Origin of the sequence: Rothia sp. HSID18069 (assembly GCF_003989155.1) — a bacterium.
Lineage (GTDB): Bacteria > Actinomycetota > Actinomycetes > Actinomycetales > Micrococcaceae > Rothia > Rothia aeria.
In genome coordinates this window covers 1,152,964-1,175,881 of record NZ_RBMG01000001.1, presented here as the reverse complement: position 1 = coordinate 1,175,881, position 22,918 = coordinate 1,152,964, and the positions used below count along the sequence as shown (strand labels likewise).

The 22,918-nt window shown below is 60.0% G+C and carries 18 protein-coding genes; 11 read left to right on the top strand and 7 right to left on the bottom strand.

Annotation, left to right across the window (positions count from 1 at the left end; translation table 11 throughout):
- Positions 1 to 22: 22 nt before the first annotated feature.
- Positions 23 to 1,321, bottom strand: a complete 1,299-nt coding sequence (locus D8M41_RS05135; RefSeq protein ID WP_006888928.1) for a nicotinate phosphoribosyltransferase — start codon at positions 1,319 to 1,321, stop codon at positions 23 to 25.
- 151 nt (positions 1,322 to 1,472) lie between these two features.
- Between D8M41_RS05135 and clpS the strand changes: the two genes are divergently transcribed.
- The 11 genes from clpS to D8M41_RS05080 all read left to right on the top strand — a co-directional run bounded on the left by clpS (position 1,473) and on the right by D8M41_RS05080 (position 14,567).
- Complete coding sequence (gene clpS, locus D8M41_RS05130; RefSeq protein WP_023134645.1) at positions 1,473 to 1,814, top strand: ATP-dependent Clp protease adapter ClpS; 342 nt, start codon at positions 1,473 to 1,475, stop codon at positions 1,812 to 1,814.
- Positions 1,814 to 2,374, top strand: a complete 561-nt coding sequence (locus D8M41_RS05125) for a DUF2017 domain-containing protein (RefSeq protein WP_006888872.1) — start codon at positions 1,814 to 1,816, stop codon at positions 2,372 to 2,374. The genes clpS and D8M41_RS05125 overlap by 1 nt, the downstream gene beginning before the upstream one ends.
- Before the next feature lie 222 nt (positions 2,375 to 2,596).
- Complete coding sequence (gene murI / locus D8M41_RS05120) at positions 2,597 to 3,619, top strand: glutamate racemase (protein ID WP_006888885.1); 1,023 nt, start codon at positions 2,597 to 2,599, stop codon at positions 3,617 to 3,619.
- A gap of 4 nt (positions 3,620 to 3,623) precedes the next feature.
- On the top strand, positions 3,624 to 4,517 hold the full coding sequence (locus tag D8M41_RS05115) for an MBL fold metallo-hydrolase (RefSeq protein ID WP_006888911.1): 894 nt from the start codon (positions 3,624 to 3,626) through the stop codon (positions 4,515 to 4,517).
- A 39-nt stretch (positions 4,518 to 4,556) separates the two neighbouring features.
- Entirely contained in the window at positions 4,557 to 5,294 is a 738-nt protein-coding gene (gene rph, locus D8M41_RS05110) for a ribonuclease PH (protein WP_006888939.1), read from the top strand.
- 42 nt (positions 5,295 to 5,336) lie between these two features.
- Positions 5,337 to 6,005, top strand: coding sequence for a non-canonical purine NTP pyrophosphatase (locus D8M41_RS05105; RefSeq protein ID WP_006888852.1), 669 nt, complete (start codon positions 5,337 to 5,339; stop codon positions 6,003 to 6,005).
- Positions 6,006 to 6,144: 139 nt separating this feature from the next.
- Positions 6,145 to 7,374, top strand: a complete 1,230-nt coding sequence (locus tag D8M41_RS05100; protein ID WP_006888858.1) for a hypothetical protein — start codon at positions 6,145 to 6,147, stop codon at positions 7,372 to 7,374.
- Between the two features lie 37 nt (positions 7,375 to 7,411).
- On the top strand, positions 7,412 to 8,518 hold the full coding sequence (locus tag D8M41_RS05095; protein ID WP_006888922.1) for an ADP-ribosylglycohydrolase family protein: 1,107 nt from the start codon (positions 7,412 to 7,414) through the stop codon (positions 8,516 to 8,518).
- Between the two features lie 77 nt (positions 8,519 to 8,595).
- Positions 8,596 to 9,855 carry an exonuclease SbcCD subunit D gene (locus D8M41_RS05090; protein WP_006888832.1) on the top strand — a complete coding sequence of 420 codons (1,260 nt, stop codon included), beginning with the start codon at positions 8,596 to 8,598 and terminating at the stop codon, positions 9,853 to 9,855.
- Positions 9,837 to 13,052, top strand: coding sequence for an AAA family ATPase (locus tag D8M41_RS05085; protein ID WP_006888871.1), 3,216 nt, complete (start codon positions 9,837 to 9,839; stop codon positions 13,050 to 13,052). Before D8M41_RS05090 ends, D8M41_RS05085 begins: the two co-directional genes overlap by 19 nt.
- Before the next feature lie 42 nt (positions 13,053 to 13,094).
- Positions 13,095 to 14,567 carry a hypothetical protein gene (locus D8M41_RS05080; protein WP_006888899.1) on the top strand — a complete coding sequence of 491 codons (1,473 nt, stop codon included), beginning with the start codon at positions 13,095 to 13,097 and terminating at the stop codon, positions 14,565 to 14,567.
- 141 nt (positions 14,568 to 14,708) lie between these two features.
- On the opposite strand, the gene D8M41_RS05075 is transcribed toward D8M41_RS05080, so the two are convergent.
- The 6 genes from D8M41_RS05075 to D8M41_RS05050 all read right to left on the bottom strand — a co-directional run bounded on the left by D8M41_RS05075 (position 14,709) and on the right by D8M41_RS05050 (position 22,860).
- The gene (locus tag D8M41_RS05075) at positions 14,709 to 15,356 is read right to left on the bottom strand and encodes an MBL fold metallo-hydrolase (protein ID WP_006888933.1); all 648 of its coding nucleotides are present in this window, start codon (positions 15,354 to 15,356) and stop codon (positions 14,709 to 14,711) included.
- Positions 15,357 to 15,376: 20 nt separating this feature from the next.
- Positions 15,377 to 16,468, bottom strand: coding sequence for an S-(hydroxymethyl)mycothiol dehydrogenase (locus tag D8M41_RS05070; RefSeq protein WP_006888829.1), 1,092 nt, complete (start codon positions 16,466 to 16,468; stop codon positions 15,377 to 15,379).
- 146 nt (positions 16,469 to 16,614) lie between these two features.
- The gene (locus D8M41_RS05065; RefSeq protein WP_006888935.1) at positions 16,615 to 17,490 is read right to left on the bottom strand and encodes an alpha/beta fold hydrolase; all 876 of its coding nucleotides are present in this window, start codon (positions 17,488 to 17,490) and stop codon (positions 16,615 to 16,617) included.
- A 203-nt stretch (positions 17,491 to 17,693) separates the two neighbouring features.
- Complete coding sequence (locus D8M41_RS05060; protein ID WP_006888951.1) at positions 17,694 to 18,983, bottom strand: YihY/virulence factor BrkB family protein; 1,290 nt, start codon at positions 18,981 to 18,983, stop codon at positions 17,694 to 17,696.
- A 171-nt stretch (positions 18,984 to 19,154) separates the two neighbouring features.
- The gene (locus D8M41_RS05055; RefSeq protein WP_006888947.1) at positions 19,155 to 20,636 is read right to left on the bottom strand and encodes a malate:quinone oxidoreductase; all 1,482 of its coding nucleotides are present in this window, start codon (positions 20,634 to 20,636) and stop codon (positions 19,155 to 19,157) included.
- Between the two features lie 166 nt (positions 20,637 to 20,802).
- Positions 20,803 to 22,860, bottom strand: a complete 2,058-nt coding sequence (locus D8M41_RS05050; protein WP_006888835.1) for an ABC transporter substrate-binding protein — start codon at positions 22,858 to 22,860, stop codon at positions 20,803 to 20,805.
- Between the last annotated feature and the right edge of the window lie 58 nt (positions 22,861 to 22,918).

Here is a 22,918-nt window from a genome sequence, read left to right as displayed (position 1 = left end):
AAGGGGGACAGTTGCTAAAGAACTATATGAACTCGGTGGGGATCACTGGCTCACCCTCCGAGAGACGGCGGGCCGCCTCGGGGAGCTCTGCCAGTGAACGCTGATGCCGTGCGGCGGCGGCACGTACCGCATCCTCGCCCGTAAAACCGGGCAGATGTTCACCATCCACCACAAAATCCACCATGAGCGGGCGGGTATTCTCGATCTGTGCCGGATCCTCGGTGACGCTCAGCAGCTCTGCACTGGCTATTCCCATAGGGGAAAGCTTACGCGCGGCGCGTTTAGCACCGCCCACCGATGCCTTACCGGCGGAGGCCTTTGCCACAGGCTCCATCTCGCCCGCCGAGTTCTCGCGCGCCACCACCTTATACACCATGGAAGAGGTCGGTGCCCCGGAGCCGGTCACCAGTTTGGTCCCCACCCCGTATGAATCCACGGGGGCCGCCGCGAGGGAGGCGATAGCGTACTCGTCAAGGTCGCTGGTGACCGTAATCTTTGTGTGCTCGTTCCCTAAAGAATCGAGCAGCTCACGCACTCGCTGCGCGGTTGCCACCAGGTCACCAGAATCCAGGCGTACCCCGCCCAGCTCCTCACCCGCTAGTTCAACCGCGGTGCGTACCGCATTATCCACATCGTAAGTATCGACCAGCAAGGTAGTGCGTGCACCCAGCGAACGCAGCTGAGCTTCGAACGCTTCCCGTTCCGAGTCGTGAAGCAGGGTAAAGGCGTGGGCGCTGGTACCGACGGTTTCAAGCCCGTACCGGCGGCCTGCCTCAAGGTTGGAGGTTGCGGCAAATCCCGCAATAGCGGCGGCGCGGGCAGCAGATACTGCGGCGCGTTCATGGGCCCGTCGCGAACCCATCTCAATGCAGGGGCGGGTTCCGGCGGCGGCGCTCATGCGCGAAGCGGCAGAAGCGACCGCTGAGTCGTAATTTAGGATCGACAGCAGATAGGTTTCAAGGACACACGCCTGCGCGAACGTTGCCTCAACCTGCAGCACGGGGGAGTGAGGGAAGAATAACTCGCCCTCAGCGTAGCCACGTACTGTGCCGGTGAACTCAAAATTTTCGAGATATTTCAGGGTTTGGGTGTTCACAATATTGCGGGCCGCCAAGAACGATAGCTCTTCGTCATCGAAACGGAACTTATCGAGTCCTTCAAGAAAACGCCCTGTTCCAGCGAGCACCCCGTAGCGGCGGCCTGCTGGCAGTCGCCGGGTGAACACTTCGAAGGTGCACATGCGGTGAGCCGCCCCTGAGGCGAGCGCGGCCTGCAGCATAGTTAATTCATAATGGTCGGTGAGCAGTGAGGTTGTTGCCATACACCTCATTCTAGAGGGGTGGGTGGCTCAAAACAGCATTGTGAAGGTGTGTTGTCCATGACATACGGTAAAAATGACCATAAGAGTTCGCTGTGAACCGAAACCCATAAAAAATAAGGGAAGCAGGCAGATTATGCGGTACAATCGGCCCATGAGTAGCACGCCCGCCCACACCATCATCACCCCGCCAGTGCTGTCTGCACACACACTCGGTGAAACCGATCTTGATACCCACTTGAGTGACTCACTTGAACTCAATACGCCGTGGCAAGTGATCGTGTGGAACGACCCCGTGAACCTCATGACCTATGTGTCCTATGTTTTCCGTTCACACTTTGGGTTCAGCCGTGCTCGCGCTGAAGAACTTATGCTCCAGGTGCACCATAACGGTAAAGCCATAGTATTTACCGGCAGCCGTGAAGAAGCCGAAAAACACACCCACGCCATGCACGGCTGGGGACTGCAGGCAACCTTCGAGAAAGTTGATAACTAATGGCGCGCGGCTTCAAAAACACCCCGCGCGGGTACACTGCGTACTTCGAAAAACCCGAGCTGCTTCTCATCCGCGACCTCGCTGAAGACATTGTTGCCCTGCTGCAGCCCGAAACCGGGCAAGACGCCGACCCGCTGGATGCACTTATCGGTATCACCGACAACCCGCAGGTGCCCACCGACCCCGCCGTATCCCGTCTGCTGCCGGTCGGCAGCAGCGACGAAGAAGCAGCCGCAGAATACCGCCGCTACACCGAACGCGACCTGCGTGAACGTAAAATCGCGAACCTTTCGATGCTCGCCTTCGATATCGAATCCGCCGACCTGCTCCTTGACGAAGAACACGCACGCGCTTGGGCATCGGCCCTCTCCGATATCCGCCTGGTGCTGGCCACCCGCCTCGACATTACCGACGACGCGCGAGCTGAAGAAATCCACCGGTACGTCGACTGGTCACAGATAGAAACCGAAGACGAATACCTGGCGATGGTGTACAACTTCATTAGTTGGGTGCAGGAATCGCTCATGAGCGCGCTGATGGACGGGCTGCACACCCCCTAACCCGGTGCACCCCGGGCCGGTGCTGCCCCGTTGTGCAACGCCACAGGTGAACACGGCGCCCGCAGGTAGAAAAACGGGGAAAACACCCCGTAATATCCGTAATATAAAACCGCGCACCCGAGCGGAATACGTTTTAAGGCACCCAAACCGTAGAATGGGTTACGGCGCCTAAAACGGTACAACCACACAAAACCCCAAAACTCGATCTGGCCCTCAAACCATATGTTTGAAGGCAACAACAAAAGTGCAGGTAAAACCACAGTGAGCGAAAGCCACAATACGACCGAGCAAACCCACGCTCGCACCCCCTGGGGAACTCTCGCCCCCATCACCCCGAGTGCTTCCGCCCCTATCGGCGTCTTCGACTCCGGTGTGGGTGGGCTCACCGTGGCCCGCGCCATTATGGACCAGCTGCCGTATGAACGCATTATCTATGTGGGAGACACCGCCCACGGACCCTACGGGCCCCTCAAAATAGCGCAAGTGCGGGCCAACGCCCTACGCATTATGGACGAGCTCGTGGACTCCGGCGTGAAAATGCTCGTCATTGCCTGCAACACCGCCTCGGCAGCCGTGCTCAGAGACGCCCGTGAACGGTACACCCGTCAATATAATATCCCCGTGATTGAGGTGATTCAGCCCGCCGCGCGCCGCGCGCTCGCAGCAACCCGCAACCGCACCATCGGGGTAATCGCAACAGAAGCAACCGTCACCTCCCGCGCCTATGAAGACACCTTCGCCATCGCCCCCAACCTGCGCGTGCACTCGGTGGCCTGCCCCCGCTTCGTCGAATTCGTAGAACGCGGCATCACCTCCGGACCCGAACTGCTGCAAACCGCCCAAGACTACTTACAGCCCCTCAAAGATGCGGGAGTAGACACCCTGGTGCTTGGGTGCACCCACTACCCGCTGCTGACCGGCGTCATCTCGTACATTATGGGTGAAGACGTCACCCTCGTCTCCTCCGCCGATGAAACCGCCAAAGACGTATACCGTGAACTGCTCACCGGCGGGCTCGAAACCCCGGTACTGAACAACCAGTTTGAACACGAATTCCTCGCAACCGGCCAATCAGAAACCTTCGAACACCTAGCCCGCAGGTTCCTCGGCCCTGAAGTCACCAACGTGCGCCACACCTCCTCCGTCGCTGAACGGTTCCCCACCGGCTCACTCACCGCCCTCACCCCCGACATGATGAACACCCACACCCGTATCGACCCGCAACTTACCCCCACGAAGGACTAACCCCATGCGCCTGACCGTCATCGGATGCACCGGCTCGTTCCCGGGACCAAACTCCCCGGCGAGCTGCTACCTGCTGACTGCAACCGACCGCCACGGCCGCACCTGGCGGGTACTCATGGACATGGGCAACGGAGCGCTCGGGGTGCTGCAGCGGCATATAAACCTCGCCGATATTGACGCGATCCTCATCTCCCACCTGCACCCCGACCACTGCATCGACCTCTCCGGGCTGCACGTGGCCGTCAAATGGGACCCGCGCGGCTGGCCCGCCGGGCGCATCCCCCTCTACGGTCCAGCGGATATTAACGAATACCTCTCAGCCACCCACGGGCTCGACCCCGACCCCGGCATGAGCACCGAATTTGAATACCACACCTGGACCGAAGGGCAGAAAGTGCGCATTGGTCCCTTCACCGTAGAACCGTTCCGGGTGATACACCCTGCCAAAGACCCCTACGCCCTACGCATTGAATGCAACACCGCCACAGAAAATATTCTGTTCGCCTACTCCGGCGACACCGACCTGTGCGACGGACTCATTGAGGCGGCACGCGGCGCCGATCTGTTCCTCTGCGAAGCCGCCTACCAGGAAGGGCGTGACGACGCGCTGCGCGGCATTCACCTGACCGGCAAACGTGCCGGGCAGGCGGCCCAAGCTGCGGGGGTGCGCAACCTGCTGTTAACCCACCTGCCCGTCTGGAACGACCCAGATATTGCCCGTGCTGAAGCGAAAAGCGTGTTCACCGGATCCGTGGGGGTCGCCGAAGTCGCGGCAAGCTACCGCATCCATCCCCGGCCGAAACCCACCAACCCGCCCACCAGCACCCTGAACGTCATCGAGCGGTTCGACTCGCACACCTCAAATATTGAGCTGCCACCCACCATGGACGACAACTAAACACCCCGCCCCACCGTACAATACAGCGAAGGAGACACCATGAGCGAAAACACCCGTGAAGACGGCCGTGCCTGCAACGAGCTGCGCCCCATCACCATAACCCGCGGCTGGTCACTTAACGCTGAAGGGTCAGCCCTGATCGAATTCGGCAACACCCGGGTGCTGTGCACCGCATCCTTCACCGAAGGCGTGCCTCGCTGGCTCAAAGGTGAAGGCAAAGGGTGGGTGAGCGCCGAGTACGCCATGCTGCCGCGCGCCACCGGGACCCGCTCATCCCGTGAATCCGTCAAAGGTAAAATCGGTGGGCGCACCCACGAAATTTCCCGTCTTATTGGACGCTCCCTCCGCGCCGTTATTGATATGGATGCCCTTGGAGAAAACACCATTGTGCTTGACTGTGACGTACTCCAGGCAGATGGGGGCACCCGCACCGCCTCCATTACCGGGGCATATGTGGCGCTCGCTGACGCCATTGGGTGGGCTAAAAAGAACGGCCTGATCGCATCCGGTGCGAATCCTCTCACCGACTCCGTCTCGGCGATCTCGGTCGGTATTATCGACGGCACCCCCATGCTTGACTTGCCGTACACCGAAGATGTTCGCGCTGAAACCGACATGAATGTGGTGGTCACCGGATCGGGTAAATTTGTTGAGGTCCAGGGCACCGCCGAAGGTGCCCCGTTCGACCGGGACGAGCTGAACGCGCTCCTTGACTTGGCGTTGGAAGGCACCGCCGAGCTTGCACAGATTCAGCGTGAAGTGCTTGGTACCGCATAAACTAGCTCACACCATTCTGCAACTAACAAGGGGAGAAGAGGTATGGCAAAAATCGTTCTAGCAAGCCATAACCAGGGTAAACTGCGTGAGCTGCGCGAGATCCTGCGCGGGCGGATCGACGGGCTTAACGTAGAGACGGACGTGGTAGACGCCTCGGCTGTGCATGCCCCCGACGTACCTGAAACCGGGGTGAGCTTCGCAGAGAACTCCCTCATAAAGGCCCGCGCTATTGCAGAAGCAACCGGGCTCATCGCCGTAGCCGACGACTCTGGGCTGAGCGTGGACGTGCTGGGCGGGGCACCCGGTATTTTCTCGGCGCGCTGGTCTGGGGCGCACGGGGACGACACCGCGAACCTTAACCTGCTGCTGCGCCAGTTAAGCGATATTGCCGATGAGCACCGATCCGCGAAATTCTGCTGCGCCGCTTCCTTGGCCGTGCCGGAAGCTGACGGCGGGTATGAGGCCGTCGAATACGGGGAACTGCCCGGGGTGCTCCTGCACGCCCCGCAGGGTGACGGCGGGTTCGGGTACGACCCGATCCTGCAGCCTACAGAACTTAACGGCGATAACGCCCTCTACGGCGGCGACTATGCCGGGCAATCGTGCGCACAAATACCGGCCGAGATTAAAAACTCCATAAGCCACCGGGCTCGCGCATTTGCCGCGCTCGTACCACACCTTGAAAAAGCCCTCACACACAAGACCGTCTAGCCTTGTGCACTGCCCACAGCGCGGTAATATACCACCCGCACCAATAATTCGCGCAATGCTATGGTTTTCATGCGAAACGGGCCGAAAAGGCGCACAATAGGTAGTACAAGCCAACCACTCAACCTCCCTAAGGGCATTGATGATTGTACTGCTCATACTCATGCTTCTGCTGCTTGCGCCCGCCCTGTGGGCCTACATCTACATTTGGCGCGGGCTCAACCGGCGGGTTATAGCCGCCGTAAAAGTCGTTGACCCCATCATCACCCTGGGACCCTACGCGATGGGGGCGTGGGCGGCGCTGAGCACGTGCGTGGCAGTCAATATATGGTGTGAAGGGCCAGCCCGTCTTATCGGTAATATCATCACCCTCACCATCGCGGTAGGCTGTGCCCTGTGGGCCGGGTTCTGGCTTCTCATGCACTGCCTCGGCGGGCAGACCCCCGGCAAACGACCCACCTGGTGGCGTGAGGCGGTGGCCGCAAAATTCGCTTGGCGCAACCTAGAGTCCATGCCCGCCTACCTGGGGGCGCGCACCAGTATCCTGCCGGTGGCAAACCCGCGCATCGTCAAACCCTACAGCGGCTCCTGGACGCGCCCGATCGGGGCCACCATGGAAGGGTACCTGCCGGATGGCTCCCACACCGAAGGTTTCGACGAGCACGGGCGTAAAATGCCACGCATCTACCCGGTAGGCCCCGAACCGACAGCATTCGAGGTGGCACGCTGGGGAAAATCCGTCAGCTCCGACCTGCTGCTGCACACTTTCCTCCCCACAGCCCCATTTGAGCGGCTGCGCATGGCCGGGACCATCACCGGGCCCTTCACATTCGCCGGTGCCGTACCGCACGGGGCCGTCACCAAATGGCCGCGACGCTCCGGGGCAAACCGGGCATTCGGCAACTACGCGCGGCTCGGCGACATTACGCAGCGGCGCGTCGAACTGCTCGTAGACTACCGGCTAGTTGCCGCGTTACAGACCACCCGCGAAAGCTACGAGAGGCGACACAGCTGGGTGCTGGCCTTTACCGATATCACCGCGGATGACCTCACCTTCGACACCAGCGACAACGGTAAACTGCAAATAGTGTTCGGGCAGGCCGGGGAAGACTACCCCACCCCCTGGGTGTTTACCGCCACCGTGAATGACACCCCCAGGCTGCGCCGAAAAATTATGCGCGCCATGCGTGAACGTAAAATCCTCAAACAAACCAGTGCCGAACTCATGGACTGGCATTTCCGGCCAAAACTTAGCGAATTCCCGCACGGGCCCATCCAGAATGAACTGCCTGAAGAGTTCTACTTTAAATCAAACCGGCTGATTGTGAGCCACCGCGAAACCTCCGCAAAAGGCGAAGGAGAGGCGCACTGACCCCGTGCGGTAGCTTCCGCTGGGTAGAATAAACGGTATGGCTGAATTCACCCGAACCCCCGATGCATCCAGCGAAAAATACCCGCTCGCGGTGCGCACCGCCCTGCTATGCGCCGCTATGGGGGATGCCCTGGGGTACCCACTGGAGCTGCTGAGCGCCAAAGAGATCGCAGCCCGCGGCCCCCTAACGGGTGAGAACGAACTCATCTTCAGCGACGACACGCAGCTAAGCTGCTACACCCTTGATGCGCTCACCGAAGTTCTGGAGTGGAATAATCAAGGCACCCCCGCCGACGAACTGGCGTGCCTGTGGCTGGCGTATCTGCGCTGGTACCGGGGGATGGGGTTCACACCCGCAGCGCACGCACCGTTTTCCCTTGACCGCGAAATCGACACGAGTGCGCCCCTGACAGCCCGCGAAGGGCCGGGGCAAGCGACTCTGAGGGCTTTAGAGAGCGGCGAAATGCAGACGGTGGCACAAAATATTAACCCTGATGCGCTTGGGACGGGGGCGCTGGTGCGTTCCTGCGCTTTCGGTTTCCTGCCGGTAGCCCCCGAACGCACCGTAGTGTTACTGGCGGCGCGGGCGGCGGCATTGACCCACGGGCACCCGGAGGCCCTGGCATCAGCGGCGGCCTATGCGTTACTGACCCGTGATGTTCTAGCGGGCGCCTGCGGGTCTGAACAGGGCAAAAAGAACAGCATAGCCGATTCGGTGCGGCGCGTCATCGACTGGTGCGGCAGCATCCCCGCGGAGGAGGCTTTCCCCGCCGATGCGGCGCACACTCGCGAGGCGCTGGTGAAGGCGCTCGCCCTGCAGGACACCGAACCAACACCCGAAGCAGTCGCAGAGCACTTCGGTACCGACTGGTTATGCTACACAGTGTTGGGTATTGCGGTGTGGAACACTCTGTACTGTTCAGCCCGCATAAGCGCCCCCGGGGAAGGGCTTCAGGCGGGTCTTATGCGGGCGGTCTCGGCAGATTCCGACTCCGACTCGATTGGTGCCATTACCGGCACCCTGCTGGGCGCACACGTGGGTACGCTCGGGGACACGCAGCCGCTACTTGAGAAGCTGCGCGGGGCCGCGGATGTGCGGGCGGTTGCCGACCGCTATATCGCGCAGCTGGGGCAGACACCTTAAAACGGACGTATGAGACACGCGCGCCTGGTGACCGTGCAAGATGCGTACCTATTGCTGCCGGTGCGATACTGGGAGGCATGAAAATACTGCACACCTCCGACTGGCATTTGGGCCGTACGTTCCACGGCACCTCGCTGCATGATGTGAGTGAGCGGTTCATTGATGAGCTGATCGCCACCGTAACCGAAGAAAACATCGATGCTGTGCTCATTAGCGGAGACGTGTACGATAACGCCACCCCCTCCACGGAAACTATTCAGCTGCTCAACCGGGCACTCACCGGCCTGGTGGCTGCCGGGGCACAGGTTATTTTCAGCAGCGGCAACCACGACTCACCGCGCCGCCTGGGATTCGGGGCTGAACTGTTTGCCACAGCCGGGGTGCATATTATGACCCGGTGTGAGCAGGCCTGGCAGCACCCGGTGATCCTCAGCAAAGACGGGGCGCGTGTGGGCGTATACGCCATCCCATACCTGAACCCGCGCTATCACGGCCCTGTTCTTGGGGTGGAACCCACGCACGCGGGAGTGCTGGGCGCCGTGACTGAGCGCATCCGTGAAAATATTGCTGAACTCCGTAAGGAGGGCAACTTAGACTACAGTATTGCGCTCGCCCACGCCTTTATAACCCGCGCCCCCGCCGCCCGGGAGCAAGAGGACACCGGTGGGGAGCAGACCGCCCTAACGGAGCCAGCCCGCTCTGATTCGGAGCGGGATATTAGCATCGGCGGGGTGGACGCGGCACCCGCCAGCCTTTTTGACGGTATAGACTACACGGCGCTGGGGCACCTGCACAGGCGGCAGCGGGTCAGCGACACTATACGCTACAGCGGCTCACCGCTGGCGTTTTCCTTCTCGGAAGAGAACCATGTTAAGGGTGCCTGGCTGCTCACCCTCACCCGCGACGCCGGTGGGGTCAGCGCCAGTATCGACCCCATCAACTGGGATACCACGCTACACCTAAAAACCCTGCGCGGAACCCTCACCGAGCTTTTGAACAACCCCGCGTTTGAGCCCTATGAGGACGCTTTCTGCCGCATCTACCTGGAACAGGAGAACCGGCCGCTGAACCCTGTTGAGCAGCTTCGCAAACGGTTCCCGCATATTGCGTCCTTCGAATTTCGCAGCACCGTCGAACAGGTACAGCGCAGCCCCTACCACCGCACCCGTGAAAATATTACCCCGCAGGTGATGTGCCGCGAGTTCTACGCCTACGTGCGTGGGGCTCCTTTGAGCGAGCGTGAAGAAGAAATACTCACCGCAATCATTGAAGAAGCCACCGAACCCGGCGGTGACGCCGCAGACAGTAAGGCATCCGCATGCTCATCCACCGACTAGAGTTCCGCGCCTTCATGGCGTACCCCCACCACGAAAAAATCGATTTTGAGCGGCTTAACGACGCCGGTATATTCCTGCTGAACGGCCCCACCGGCGCCGGTAAAACCACGGTGCTGGACGCCATCTGTTATGCGATCTACGGCACTGTCTCGTCTCAACGGGCCGAAAGCGAGCTGCGTTCCATTTTCGCTGACCGTGATGTGGCGCCTTTTGTGGAGCTGGAACTGACGGTGCAGGGGCGGCGGTTACGTATTCACCGCACCCCCGCCTGGATGCGCCCCAAAAAACGCGGCACCGGGCTAACACAGGAGAAAGCCACCCACCATGTGAGCAGGCTGCGCCCCGGGGCAGACCCGCTGGAGGCCGCCAGCTGGGAGGAAGTCGGCAACCGCCACCGTGAAAGCGCGGAGTACGTGCAGACCCTGATCGGGCTCACCCGTGAACAATTTCTGAAGGTTATGCTGCTGCCGCAGGGGGACTTCTCGAAGTTTCTGCGCACCGTGGGGCGAGAACGCCAAGAACTACTCAAGAAACTGTTCCCCATCGAAACGTATGAACATATTGTGGAGCGCTTGAATGAGCTTGCGCGTCAGGCACACGACCGGGCCCATGACGCCGCCCAGGCGCTGGATACGTTACGGGATGAGGGGGTGAACTCTCTAGCACGTTTAAAACAGCAGCTACCGCCGCTTGACGAAGAACCCGCAGCCGCACCCGAGGAAGAAGCAGTCCGGACGGTAACGGACGGTCATAAGCCGCACGAGCAGGGGCAAGAGCCGCCCGCGATTGACCCGCTGCAGCTTCCCGCCGCAGAGTTTACGGACTGGGTGCGGCACCAGCTGAAACTCACCCTGCGGGGTGGGGAGGCGGAAGATACCCGCCGCGCCAGCATTGAACAGCGTATTGCTGCACAGCGTGAGAAACTGCATGAACTAACGGCTCTGAGCCGTGACTGGGCGGAATATGAGAGCCTCACCGCCGATAAGGAACGCCTCGAAGAGCAGAAACAGGACCGCCACACCGATAAAACTACTCTTGAGACAGCCCGTGCCGCAGAGCCCGTGCACAGCGCCCTCACCCGCGCTGAAGCCGATCAGGCAGCGAACGAGCAGGAGCTCACCGGCGCCGTCGAAAAACACCGTGCGGCACATGAAATCGCCGAAACCCAACTGGGGATCCTAAAGCCTGGCCCCGGCGGGAAGGAGCCCTTAGAGGCCCGCGCCTACCGGCTCACCGCAGCAGCGAGGCAGCCCCACAACGTGGAATATGAGGAACTAGCCACGCTCATTAGCTCCTGCCTGTCGGAGCTCAAAGGGTACCGTAAAGACGACCAGGCGCTCACCGCGGCCCGCGCTGAACAGCGCAGCGCCGAAGAGACGTACACCACCGCCTGCGCGGCCGTCACTACGCTGACCGAAGAGACGCATCAGGCGGTTACCGCAAAGGAGAAGGCCGGGCAAGATCTTGACGCCTTCGCCGGGGTGGAGGAAGCCCTAGCCCAGGCACAAACCGCCGCCGCTGCTGCGCGGGAAACGCTGGAACAGGCGCAGCGGCACGCCCAGTGCCTTGCCGAGGCGTCAGCGGAGGTGCAGCGCACAGAAACCCTGTACGCAGCCGCCCATGCTGCCGCTAATACGGCACGTCAGCGCGTTACCGAGCTCAGCAGTGCACGCATGAGCCAGGCGGCGCTGAGCTTGGCGAAGAACCTGCAGCAGGGTCAGGAGTGTATGGTGTGCGGTTCGCGCCAGCACCCCAACCCCGCCACCGGTGCCCCCAACGAAACCCTTATCGAACAGGCTGATATTGATGCGGCCTGTGAGGCGTCGGATGCGGCGAACACAGCCGAATCCGCCGCGCACTCGGCGCATACTAAGGCGCGCACAGTGCTGGAGCAGCTTACCGAAACCCGCGCCGTAACCCCTCAGGCTGCTGCTACACGCCTGAGCGAGGCGGAGCACGCCCTCACCTCCGCCGAACAGACGCACACCGCAAAACAGGCTGCGCAGCAAAAACTCAAGGCCTTAGAACAGCAGCTTGAGGTGCTCGCTGAGAAAAATACTGAGGCTGCCCGGACGCAAGCCGCAGCCCGCGCTCAGGCTGAGGCCGCCCAGGAGCGTGTTACGGCGCTGGAAGCATCCCTGGAACCGGTGCGTGCCCGGGTAGATTTCACCCAACGCATTGAGGCCCTCGAACGCTACTTTAGCGCCGTGCGGGCAGCCGAAACTGCTGTCACCCGTGCGGAAGAAGCCGCTAAACGCGCCGCGCAGAGCACCGCTGGGGCACAGGCCGCACTGGAAGATTCCCCCTTTGACACTGCTGAGGCTGTGTGTGCTGCCGTGCTGTCGGGTACCGAGCAGAAGGCTATTCAGGAGCGCCTTACCGAGTATGAGCGGCAGCTGACCCGAGTCTTTTCGGCTCTTGAGCGTGAGGCTATGCGCGATATTGCGCGGCGTGTTGCCGCCGGGCAGAGCGTCCCCGAAGCGGCAGAACGTGAGAAAGTGAGCGAGCGTATTAGCGGTTTGGAGAAAACCCGTGATGAGCTGCTGGCTCGCCACACGCTGCGTGAGAGTGGTGAAGAGCATCTTAAGGAGTTCATTGTACGGTTTGAGAAGCAGCATACCCGCAGCGCCCAGGCTATTGCACGTCATGAGCTGTACGGTTCGCTGGCGGCGGTGGCGAGCGCATCCTCTGCGAATAATACCCGCCGGATCGACTTGGTGAATTATGTGCTTGCGGGCGAGTTTCAGGCGGTGGTGCGGGCTGCTTCGGCGCATTTGAAGCAGATGAGTGGCGGCAGGTTTACCTTGGTGCATAGCGAAGATAAGGAAGCTAAAGAGCGAACCAGCCTGGGGCTGGGGGTGCGTGTTTTTGATACGTGGCAGGGTACCGACCGCCGCACCGCCTCACTCTCGGGGGGTGAGACGTTCATGGCCTCGCTCGCTCTTGCGTTGGGGCTGGCCGAGATTGTGCAGGAAAATAATGGCGGGGTTGAGATTGACACTCTGTTTATTGACGAAGGTTTTGGTACTCTTGACGGTGAAACCCTAGAGCAAGTGATGTCCACTATTGATGGTTTACGTGAGAATGGCCGCACTATCGGGCTGATTTCGCATGTTGAAGAGATGAAGAATCGTATCCAGGCGCAGGTTGTGGTGAGTAAGGGGCAGGGCGGCTCAACTTTACGGGTAGACTTCTAGTAGCGGTTTTTCCGCTCTGTCCTACTGCACGGAAGGCATCCTATGCATAATTTTTCTGGCCCGGAACTCGGCAAGAGCGCCGGTGTTCTTCGGTCCTATTCCAGACCGAGTTTTACGGAGCCTGTCGATTTTGTATTAGATGATTATCCGCGTAGTTCAATGATGTGGGGCAGTATCCGTTTTACACTGCGTAAGCAGTGGCGGAATTTTCGCCGTAGTCACCGTGTGGGCAGGGCGCTTCTGTGGCGGCAGCTGCGGTCGGACGGTTTTGCGAGACTCCTGCTTGATGTGCTCATGCACCTGCCCGTTGTGCTGGTCGGTATTTCTCTTTTTATTATTGTCACTAATCATAGTTTTAGCGTTCACCTGAGTGGCTACTCGGTGGGCGCAGCTGTTTTTGCTTTTGCGTGCACTAGCCTCTTGACCTCGGTCATGACGCGGTTTATTGGTATCCGCTGGCTGCTGGGCATGTATGCGGTGGTTAATATTCCTGCGCTCGTGTACCTGTCACATTTGTCGGGGGGTGGGGGGAGTGTCGGCACCACCGAGTATGCGCTCATGTGTTTGGCGGTGGGGGTTACGATACCGCCGTGGTCGGTGCTGAGCCAGCGGCACCGTGCGCATAACACCGAGTTTGCGGGTAATGGGCCGGTGGTGATGGCCTGGTCAAATATGCTGAACCTGTCGATGTACCCTCTGGCTGCGCTTTTAACTCTTCCCGCAATGTACTATGGCGGCGGCCGTGCTGGCCTGTGGGTTACCGCCGCTTTGGATGTGCTTCTGATCGCTGCAGTGCTTTTCACCCCGTCGCTGCTGCCGGGGTCCCGGCCCCGAACAGCCGCCACCGCCGCGCCGACTCCTTCGGCGGCTTCGGCGCTGCTGCAGCACCCTGAGACTCAGCTCCCGCATACCGGGCGGGGTGTGCATGTTAATGTGCTGAAGCTGCTGCTGGTGCTGGGCACGGCGATGCTTGGGGCGTGCCTGGGGTCGGCGGCCACTGGCCTTCTGGGTATGGTGATGTCCTATGATTCGCTGTACCTGTACCCGGTCATGATTGCGGTGGGTACGGGCGTTATAGTGGTGGTGGCTGTGCCTATTCTGCTGGGCGGGTTTAGGATTGTGCCGTGGCAGGGCTGGCTGGTAAGTGGCGTGACACTGGTTTTCGCGGCGATGCTGCTGCCTGCCTCCAGCAGTATTGAGGGCACTACTGGGGCGCTGGTGCTATTTGGTGCGGCGTTGGGGGCGTCGCTGGCGGGGCAGTCGTTGAGTCTGTCGATGCTTATGGGGCATTCGCCCGATTCTCAGGTTAGTTTTATTGCCCGGTCAATGTCTGCGGTGGGTATTACGATGGGCAGCATGTGGGGCGGTTTCTTGGGTGATTCGCCGTACTACCGTAATGCTTTTATGGTGCCGATTATCGCGGCGTGCCTATACCTGGTGCTTGGGCACGTGTTTGGGTATGTGTGGCGTCTTGACTATGAGGAGCATTTGGAGCCGCTGCCTGAGGCTGATTAGTGCCCGCAACCGGCTGGTTTACGTCAAATGTTTGTTCCCCGCTCACCCGCAATATGCGGTGTGGCGGGGAACAAACTGTGTGAGGGGGGCGCTGTCCAGCGGCGCTTTGGTTTTACAGTTTCTTACACTGCCAGCGTTGTTTTAGTGCCCGCGTTTCTTCCAGGCGTCGAGGTCGGGTGCCTCCACGCCGATGCCTGTGGAATCTCCGTGACCGGTGAGAACCGCAGTGGATTCGGGCAGGGTGAGCAGCTTCGACTCGATGGAGTCGATAATGGTGTCGAAGTCGCTGTAGGAACGCCCCGTCGCTCCAGGGCCGCCCTTGAAGAGGGTATCACCCGAGAAGAGTACGCCTTCGCTGTTTTCCCAGCTGAGTTCAGGTGCATAGAAGCAGACCGAGCCGGGGGAGTGCCCGGGGGTGGCGAGCACCTGCAGCTCGGTAGCGCCAACACTGATTTTCTGCCCGTCGTGCAGGGGCTGGTCGAAGTCCCAGGAGGGGTACACCATCTCCCAGAGCACCCGATCCTCAGGGTTCAGGTAGACGGGTGCTTTGAAGCGCTCGGCGGCTTCCTTCGCGGAACGAATATGGTCGTCGTGAGCATGGGTCAGCAGAATTTTTTCGACCGTGCGCCCGGCAACCTTTTTTGCGATTTTATCGACATCATGCGCGGGGTCAATGATTGTCGCACGCTGGTCATCACCAATAATCCACACATTATTATCGACTTCCCAGGTGCCGCCGTCGAGTGAGAACGTCCCGTGGGTAACAACCCGTTCAATAGCTTCAGTCATTAGGGGTTCCTTTCCCGGTTTTAAAGTTCCACCACGGAGCGCAGCACGCGACCGGTTTTCATGGTTTCAAAGGCATCATTGACGTCTTCCAGCTTAATACGCTCGGAGACAAAGCCGTCCAGATCGAGGCGGCCGAGCAGGTACTGGTCCACGAACTCGGGGAAGTCGCGTGAAGGCAAGGTGTCACCATACCAGGCGCTCTTAATGGAGCCGCCGCGCCCGAAAACCTCATCCAGCGGAATATCCCAGGTGGTGCCAGGCTCAGGGACCCCCACAAGTACCACGCGCCCGGCAAGATCGCGTGCTTCGAAAGCCTGTTTGAAGGTGGGGGCGATACCTACCGCGTCTATCACCAAGTCTGCACCAAACCCGCCGGTCAGCTCCCGGATAGCCTCGATTGGGTCTACCTTGGCGGAGTTCACGGTGTGCGTTGCGCCCTGCTGACGTGCGCGTTCAAGTTTATCGTCATCAATATCAACGGCGATAATGGTCGTTGCCCCGCCCAGCTGCGCCCCGGCAATTGCAGCGGTACCCACACCGCCGCACCCAATAACGGCTACAGACTCTCCGCGCTTGAGCGCACCCGTATTGAGAACGGCGCCCAGGCCTGCGGTCACACCGCACCCGAGCAGTCCAATAGCGGCATACTGTTCGGGGGAAATGTCGGCGGTGATCTTCGTGCACTGGCCCGCAGCGACCAGGGTTTTTTCGGCGAAAGAGCCAACGCCTAGAGCAGGAGTGAGCTCGGTGCCGTCCTCCAGAGTCATCTTCTGGGTAGCGTTATGGGTCGCAAAACAGTACTGCGGCTCGCCCTTACGGCATGCACGGCATTCACCGCAGACCGCACGCCAGTTCAGGATAACTAAGTCTCCGGGAGCAATATTGGTGACATCTTCTCCCACTGCCTCTACAACAGCGGCAGATTCATGCCCCAGCAGGTAGGGAAATTCATCGCCCACACCACCGGCAACATAGTGATGATCTGTCTGGCACACGCCGCAGGTAAGAACCTTCACGAGGGCCTCGCCCTGACCGGGGTCTGGCACGTTAATGGTGGTTACGGTGACGGGTTCGTTCTTAGCGAGCGCTACAACTGCTTTAACTTTGTGCATGTTGTTCCTTAGGGGGTGGGCTTCTACCACAACGGCAGATAAAAGAATGTTTATACGTTTATTCTAAGGTCTGTGCCCTCGCCGCAACAGGTAGACTCGCATTCGGCGAACACATTTGTTTGGGCTCTTCCTCAGATCGGGGAGGACTATACCTTGGCGGCTGCTTCCGCTTCTTGTGAGAACGCCAGGGCCGCCCGGCGGAAAACACCGGCAGTGAGAGCGTTCACGTGGTCCCTTCCGGGTAAGAGAAGCAGCTCGTTTCGGGGGTTGTCGGATGCAACCATATCGTAGAGTTCGTGGGCGTCTGCAGCCACGCTGTCTTCGGTACCTACGGCCATGAGAATGGGGCAGCGTGGGCGTTGTCCGCCCCGTATGGCGTCCGGGTCGAAGGGGGCGAAGGAGAGAGCCACAAATCGGTGGAGCGCCTCCTGGCGGATGGGGGAGGAACTAATGATGCTGGTGAACGCCTGCAGCGTTTCGGTGTCATCAATGGTGCCGCCGTCAAAGAGCACCTTTAAGTCCTGAAGATGGTCGCACAGCGGCAGCCCGCCCAGCACGAGGGAAGCTACCAGCTGCGGGTGAGCGACCGCTAGATCCCACCCCAGGTGCGCCCCGAAGGAGAATCCCACCACGTGCACGGGGTGCCGTTGTGAGGTGGTGTTGCCGCTTTCTTGGAGGCCATCCAGCAGACGGGTGAGCGCTTCGACGAGCGCTCCCATCGCATCGGTGGTGTCTGCCCCATCAGGTGCAGGGGCCAGGGTTCCCACCTGCACGGCTGTTCTAGGCGGCAGTTTGGCCGCTACGGAGAACGAGGGGTCTTTGAGCCAGCCCCGGCCGTGGTACGGCAGATCAACGGCGATCACGGTGTACCCTGCACGCAGGTATTGGCGCACCCACCCGGTACCGCCCCAGAGCTGGTCGCCGCGGGTGGCGAACCCGTGAATCATGAGCACCAGCGCCTGCTGCGTGGGGTGCTCGGGCGCGTAGACGGTGTATTCAAAGTTGGGGATCGTGTGGGTCATAATCCCTATTTTCGCATTCTTTGGGACAGCCCATGGTCACCCCTGTAGTGGCTTCCAGAAACCCGTTATGGGTGTGTCGGCAGCAGAATTCACAGGCGCCAGGCCACCGGTTTGTGACTGCCCCGTGTACGTCCCAGGGCCTGGGGGTATTTACGCGGCATATGAATCCGTCCGTCCCCCAGACCCTGTACCGGAAGCGGACACTAGAAAAGCGTGGGCTGGTTGTCCGGGTTTTCATCGGGTCCGTCGGGGTCATCTGCCCGGGTGTCTGCTTCGGATAATGTGGCAGAGTTGGAGGGTTGGCTGGTGTTTTGGGAATTATCAAACATGCCGCGCACCTGGTCTGCTTTGTCCTGCACCTGTTCGAATGTTGCGGTGACTTTCTGTGATACCTGCTGGGCTAGTGACGGTTCTTTGGGCTTGGGCATGATTTGCTGTCCCCCGGACTTGCGCTGCAGCATATTGGCCTGAGATATGAGCGTCTCGTTCTTATGATCTAGTATTTTGAGGGCGCGGTCATCACGCACCTCTACTCGAATAATGTCTTCTGAGCGCTCTCCGGCAACTAACTGCCGCATCCGCTCAATTTCGGCGTCTAGGTGCGCGCCGTAGAGGAGCATATTGTTCATAATCCAGGTGAAGAGCAGCATGACGATCACACCACCGATCAGGCCATAGGTGGCGTTATATTTACTGAAATTATTGGTGTAGAGGGTAAAACCGAAGCCGCCTAGGGCCATACCAATCAGAGCTACGAACGCCCCGGGACTCATCCGGCGCATTTTTTCGTGGCGAATATTTGGGGTGGCCGTGTACAGCATGGCGATAAGCCCCACAGCCGCCAGGAAGATGAGTATCCAGCGCCCATTGAGCCAGAGCACTTTCACCAGTTCTATATCAACGTGAGGCGGCAGGTGAGAGCCAATAATGTTCAGCACATCCACCCCCAGCAGCAGCATGAGCATCATCAGCACCGCCAGTACCACTACGGCCGTGGTGATGAGTATATTGAACGGTATAAGAACCCACACGGGGCGGCCTTCACGCACCCCGTAGATGCGGTTAATGGCGCGGCCGAAGGAACTAATATAGCCCGAGGCAGACCAGAGGGCGCTCAGAATACCGATAAGAAGCGCAATACCCGCGCCCTGGCCGTTGGTGAGCTGCCGGATGGGGTTTTCGACGATACTGTACATCTGCTGCGGCGCGTTTTCTTGCAGAAATTCCAGGATGACCGTGGCGCTTTCCTGGCCCTGCCCGACAATACCGAGAAGAGAGACGAAGGCCAGCAGCCCCGGGAAGATAGACAGCACCGTGAAGTAGGTGAGTGCGGCCGCCGAATCGGTTCCGTTGCTGCTCAGAAAATTAAAACCTGCACGTCGAAAAATGTGGCTGATGCTTCCCCGGGGGAAATCTTTCAGACGCACCTGCGCGGTTTTTGCCGGGTTCTGGTCAAACTCTAAAGCTGTTTCTGTATTCGTACCGTTATCCATAACGGAAGGGGCCCTTCGTGTGTGCGGGTTCGTTTCCCACATCATACCTGAGAGCAGGCCCCTCTGTGGCAGCCGTACCCTTGGTGTCTGGGTGGGCGCAGTAGGTAAGTAAGCCCCCAGGGGAACAGGTTCACCCTGTCCTCCGGGGGCGTGCGCGGTAGTTAGCGGAATCTAGTTGTAGATGCCCAGAACCTTCGCAGTGTATCCCATGAGCTCATCGGCTAGGGACGGGTTATCATTGAGCTTCATACCGTACCCGGGCACCAGCTCACGGATACGCGGCTCCCATGCGGCCATACGGGAGGGGAAGCAGCGGTTGAGCAGGTTCAGCATAATCGGTGCCGCAGTCGATGCGCCTGGGGAAGCACCCAGCAGTGCCGCCAGTGAACCGTCGGAAGCTGAAACAACCTCGGTACCGAACTGCAGCACGCCGCCTTTCTTCGCGTCACGCTTCATAATCTGCACACGCTGACCGGCGGTAATGAGCTCCCAGTCGTCCCCCACGGCTTCGGGGTAGTAGCGGTGCAGCGCACCCAGCCGTGCCTCACGGCTCTTGAACAGTTCAGTGACCAGGTACTTCACCAACGAAGTGTTCGCGGCACCGGCGCGGGTCATGGGGTACACATTATTCAGCCGTACCGACAGCGGCAGGTCGAAGTATGAGCCCTGCTTGAGGAAGTTCGGTTTGAATCCCGCGTAGGGCCCGAACAGGAGGGAGCGTTTGCCGTCCACGTAGCGGGTATCAAGGTGCGGCACTGACATGGGCGGCGCACCTACCGACGCCTGACCGTACACCTTCGCATTGTGCTGGGAGGCGGTTGCCTCGTTGGTGCTGCGCAGGAACAGGCCAGAGACCGGGAAGCCGCCGTACCCTTTGCCTTCTTCAATCCCAGACTTCTGAAGCAGGTGCAGGGCGCCGCCACCGGCACCGAGGAACACGAACTTCGTGTGAACCGTCAGCGGCTCTTCCTTATTGATGCGGTTCTTAGCCTGAATAGTCCACGAACCATCGGATTCGCGGGACACATCAGTCACCTGGTAGCCGTAGCGCACCTCAACACCGTGGGTTTGCAGGTAGTCCACCATGCTCTTGGTGAGGGCCCCGAAATCAACATCGGTGCCTTCGGGCGCCCACGTGGCGGCGATCGGTTCGTCTGCGGCTCGGCCCGCAACGGTCAGCGGCGCCCATTCAGCGATCTTGTCCCGCTCGGTTGAGAATTCCATCCGTTCAAAGAGTTTCTGGGTGCGGAACGCCTCATAACGGGCCGCCAGGTACTTTGAGTGCTCATCCCCGAATACCAGCGACATGTGCGGCACCGGGTTAATGAACGAGTTATCCGGCAGGATGCCCTCGTTCACCAGGGAGGCCCAGAACTGGCGGGACACCTGGAACTGCTCGTTAATGCCCAGCGCCTTAGTGGGGTTTACGGTGCCGTCGGGTCCTGCGGGTGCGTAGTTCAGCTCGCACAGGGCGGAGTGGCCGGTACCCGCGTTATTCCAGGGGTTTGTTGACTCCTGCGCCACTTTATCTAGACGCTCAAGAAGAATGATGTTCCAGGAAGGCTCAAGTTCCTTCAAAAAAACGCCCAAAGTGGCGCTCATAATACCGCCGCCTACGAGGACGACATCGGTGCGTTCAGTACGTGCTCCCACAGATACTCCCAAATCTCGGTGTTTCCCACCGTCAGTGGTGGTTAACAAGCGCTTGCCAATACTTCTAGGGTACTCCTCTTTCACCATTTAGCGGCTACCGGCAAGAACCATGAAGTAGTGATACAGCTCTCGTGCAAGCCGTGAGGTAGACACGGAAGGGTCGCCTCTAGGCCACCGTAATCTTCGTAAAATACTCAATGGCGTTCTGCTCGGTCACATACCCCTGCACGTCACGGCTAAGAGCCACGTTCGAGGTCACATTCATGAGTGGAACCCCCGGCATGTACTGAGCCAGTAGCGTGCTCACCTGCCGATACCTGGAGCGCTGATCTTCCACGTTCTCCGCAGAATCAGCATCTCGAATATCGCGCATAATCTGCTCAAGTGAGGGGGCCGGGTCAATATGCGCGGGCTTAACCGTTGGCGTTGGTGATGGGGTCGGTGAGGGCTGCCCCTGCTCACCTTCGGCAGGTGATGCACTGGGGCTCGCCGACTCGCTCTCAGAGGCGGAGGGGGAAGCCGATGCACTCGCTGAGGCCGAAGGCTGCGGGCTTGCAGAAGCTGTAGCGGAAGAGACAGGGTTTTGCGCGGTCTGGGGGAGAGACTTAGCCCGGTTGGGGTCTTTTTCGTTGAGCCACTGTGCTACCAGCAGGGGCGCGAGCACGGGCCCCAGAAAAGCGTACGGGTCGCGGTAGGCACCGTAGAAACCGCCCAGAACCATACCGCGTTCGGCCCCGTTGCTGCGGGCCTTCTCACAGTATTCTGCCCACCCAAGCGGAACGGGTTTAATGTTCAGACCCACCTCAATGAGCGAGCCGATCAGCTGCGAATAGATCACCTGCGGGGTGCTCATCCACGGCAGTGAAACATCCACCGGGTAATAGCATTCGATCGCCTCGTTTTTGTAGTTTGCGGCGGCCAGCAGCGATTGGGCGGTACCGGTATCACGGCGGTAGTAGGGGTTCAACAAGTCTTCGTCGCGGGTGCGGAATAGTGCGGGGAGGTACCCCAGAGCATCACTGGTGCCTTGTAGATAGTAGGGGACAATGGTGCCGCGCTCTACGGCTCGGGCAATAGCGCGGCGCACCGAAATGTTTTTGAGCACCGGGTGTTCAAGGTTGAAATCAAAATACACCAGCGAGAACGGGTCACGGGTGGGGGTCAGGTACCCCTCACGCACCAGCGGTGCCAAGTCGTTCCTGCTCACCTGATCGCAGGCATCGATTTTACTGGCAACCAGCGAGTAGTAGCGTTTGTCAGATGATGAGAGCGTATGGAACTGTATTTCGTCCAGCTCAACCTTGGTGTTATCTCGTTTAAAGTGTTCGTTACGCACCAGCACGGTACGCGCCTGTTCGAAGGACTGCACCTTAAAAGCGCCAGTGCCTACAGGGTGGTCTTTAATCCGTGAATTCTCGTCCAGGCAGTTGGGGGAGAGGATACCGAAGGCGGGCTGGGTGAGCATCCGCAAAAATGCGAGAGAGGGACGGCTGAGCGTCATGACGATTTTGCCCTCACGCTCCTCAACTGACTGCAGCAGCGGCTGGTGGCGGTATGTGGCGTGTTCTTTCTGCGTCGAGTCGTGAGGTGCCGCCCCGGAGGCGCTGGCGCTCGGCTCGGCGGATGCGCTCGCTGTGGGGTCTGCGGTGGGCTGCGGGGATTCGGCGGGGGAGGCGCTGCCTGTTGCCGTGGGCGTTGGTGTGGCAGAGGGGCTTTGTTGTTTCGTCTCTACCTTTTCAGCGGTCCCAAAACCCCACCCGTAGAGCGGAAAAAGCGGTACGCACAGGTGTGCGGTGTCGGTATTAGTGGCTAGGGCACGCCAACGGTCGGCGTTGCGCAGCACCGCACCGGTATTGAGTGCAGCACCGTCACTGAATTTCACGTTCTCACGGAGGGTGAAGGTGTAGGTGCGTCGGTCGTCGGAGATGTCCCATGAGGTAGCTAACGCCGGTTCGGGTTCGCCCGTATAATGGTTCGCCGCCACGAGCGGTTCCAGGACTTGGGAGGTGATACGGGTGGTGCTGGTAACCGGCGCCAAGGCCGGGTCGAGGGACACGGCCGGGGCGCCTTGGGCGAAACGGAAAACACGGTGTTCACCGTCCTGACCCCCGCTTCCTTTGCGCGAGTCGCAGGCTGCGAGCGTAAACCCACATGTGAGTAGGGCACCCAAGCGCAGTGCATCGCGGCGGCTGACCCGGGTTGGGGGTAGCGGTGCTGTGGGCATCGGGTGCGTCCTTTCGGGTATATGGGTTGGGGCGCCCGGTGCGGGCACTGCGGTACCG

Excerpts from the sequence above, each read along its gene's own strand:
- D8M41_RS05100 (WP_006888858.1), top strand. The coding sequence starts at position 6,145 with ATGATTGTACTGCTCATACTCATGCTTCTGCTGCTTGCGCCCGCCCTG.
- D8M41_RS05065 (WP_006888935.1), bottom strand. The coding sequence starts at position 17,490 with ATGACCCACACGATCCCCAACTTTGAATACACCGTCTACGCGCCCGAG.
- D8M41_RS05095 (WP_006888922.1), top strand. The coding sequence starts at position 7,412 with ATGGCTGAATTCACCCGAACCCCCGATGCATCCAGCGAAAAATACCCG.
- D8M41_RS05060 (WP_006888951.1), bottom strand. The coding sequence starts at position 18,983 with ATGGATAACGGTACGAATACAGAAACAGCTTTAGAGTTTGACCAGAAC.
- D8M41_RS05105 (WP_006888852.1), top strand. The coding sequence starts at position 5,337 with ATGGCAAAAATCGTTCTAGCAAGCCATAACCAGGGTAAACTGCGTGAG.
- D8M41_RS05050 (WP_006888835.1), bottom strand. The coding sequence starts at position 22,860 with ATGCCCACAGCACCGCTACCCCCAACCCGGGTCAGCCGCCGCGATGCA.
- D8M41_RS05115 (WP_006888911.1), top strand. The coding sequence starts at position 3,624 with ATGCGCCTGACCGTCATCGGATGCACCGGCTCGTTCCCGGGACCAAAC.
- rph (WP_006888939.1), top strand. The coding sequence starts at position 4,557 with ATGAGCGAAAACACCCGTGAAGACGGCCGTGCCTGCAACGAGCTGCGC.
- D8M41_RS05070 (WP_006888829.1), bottom strand. The coding sequence starts at position 16,468 with ATGCACAAAGTTAAAGCAGTTGTAGCGCTCGCTAAGAACGAACCCGTC.
- D8M41_RS05135 (WP_006888928.1), bottom strand. The coding sequence starts at position 1,321 with ATGGCAACAACCTCACTGCTCACCGACCATTATGAATTAACTATGCTG.
- D8M41_RS05075 (WP_006888933.1), bottom strand. The coding sequence starts at position 15,356 with ATGACTGAAGCTATTGAACGGGTTGTTACCCACGGGACGTTCTCACTC.
- clpS (WP_023134645.1), top strand. The coding sequence starts at position 1,473 with ATGAGTAGCACGCCCGCCCACACCATCATCACCCCGCCAGTGCTGTCT.
- D8M41_RS05085 (WP_006888871.1), top strand. The coding sequence starts at position 9,837 with ATGCTCATCCACCGACTAGAGTTCCGCGCCTTCATGGCGTACCCCCAC.
- D8M41_RS05090 (WP_006888832.1), top strand. The coding sequence starts at position 8,596 with ATGAAAATACTGCACACCTCCGACTGGCATTTGGGCCGTACGTTCCAC.
- murI (WP_006888885.1), top strand. The coding sequence starts at position 2,597 with ATGTTTGAAGGCAACAACAAAAGTGCAGGTAAAACCACAGTGAGCGAA.
- D8M41_RS05080 (WP_006888899.1), top strand. The coding sequence starts at position 13,095 with ATGCATAATTTTTCTGGCCCGGAACTCGGCAAGAGCGCCGGTGTTCTT.
- D8M41_RS05125 (WP_006888872.1), top strand. The coding sequence starts at position 1,814 with ATGGCGCGCGGCTTCAAAAACACCCCGCGCGGGTACACTGCGTACTTC.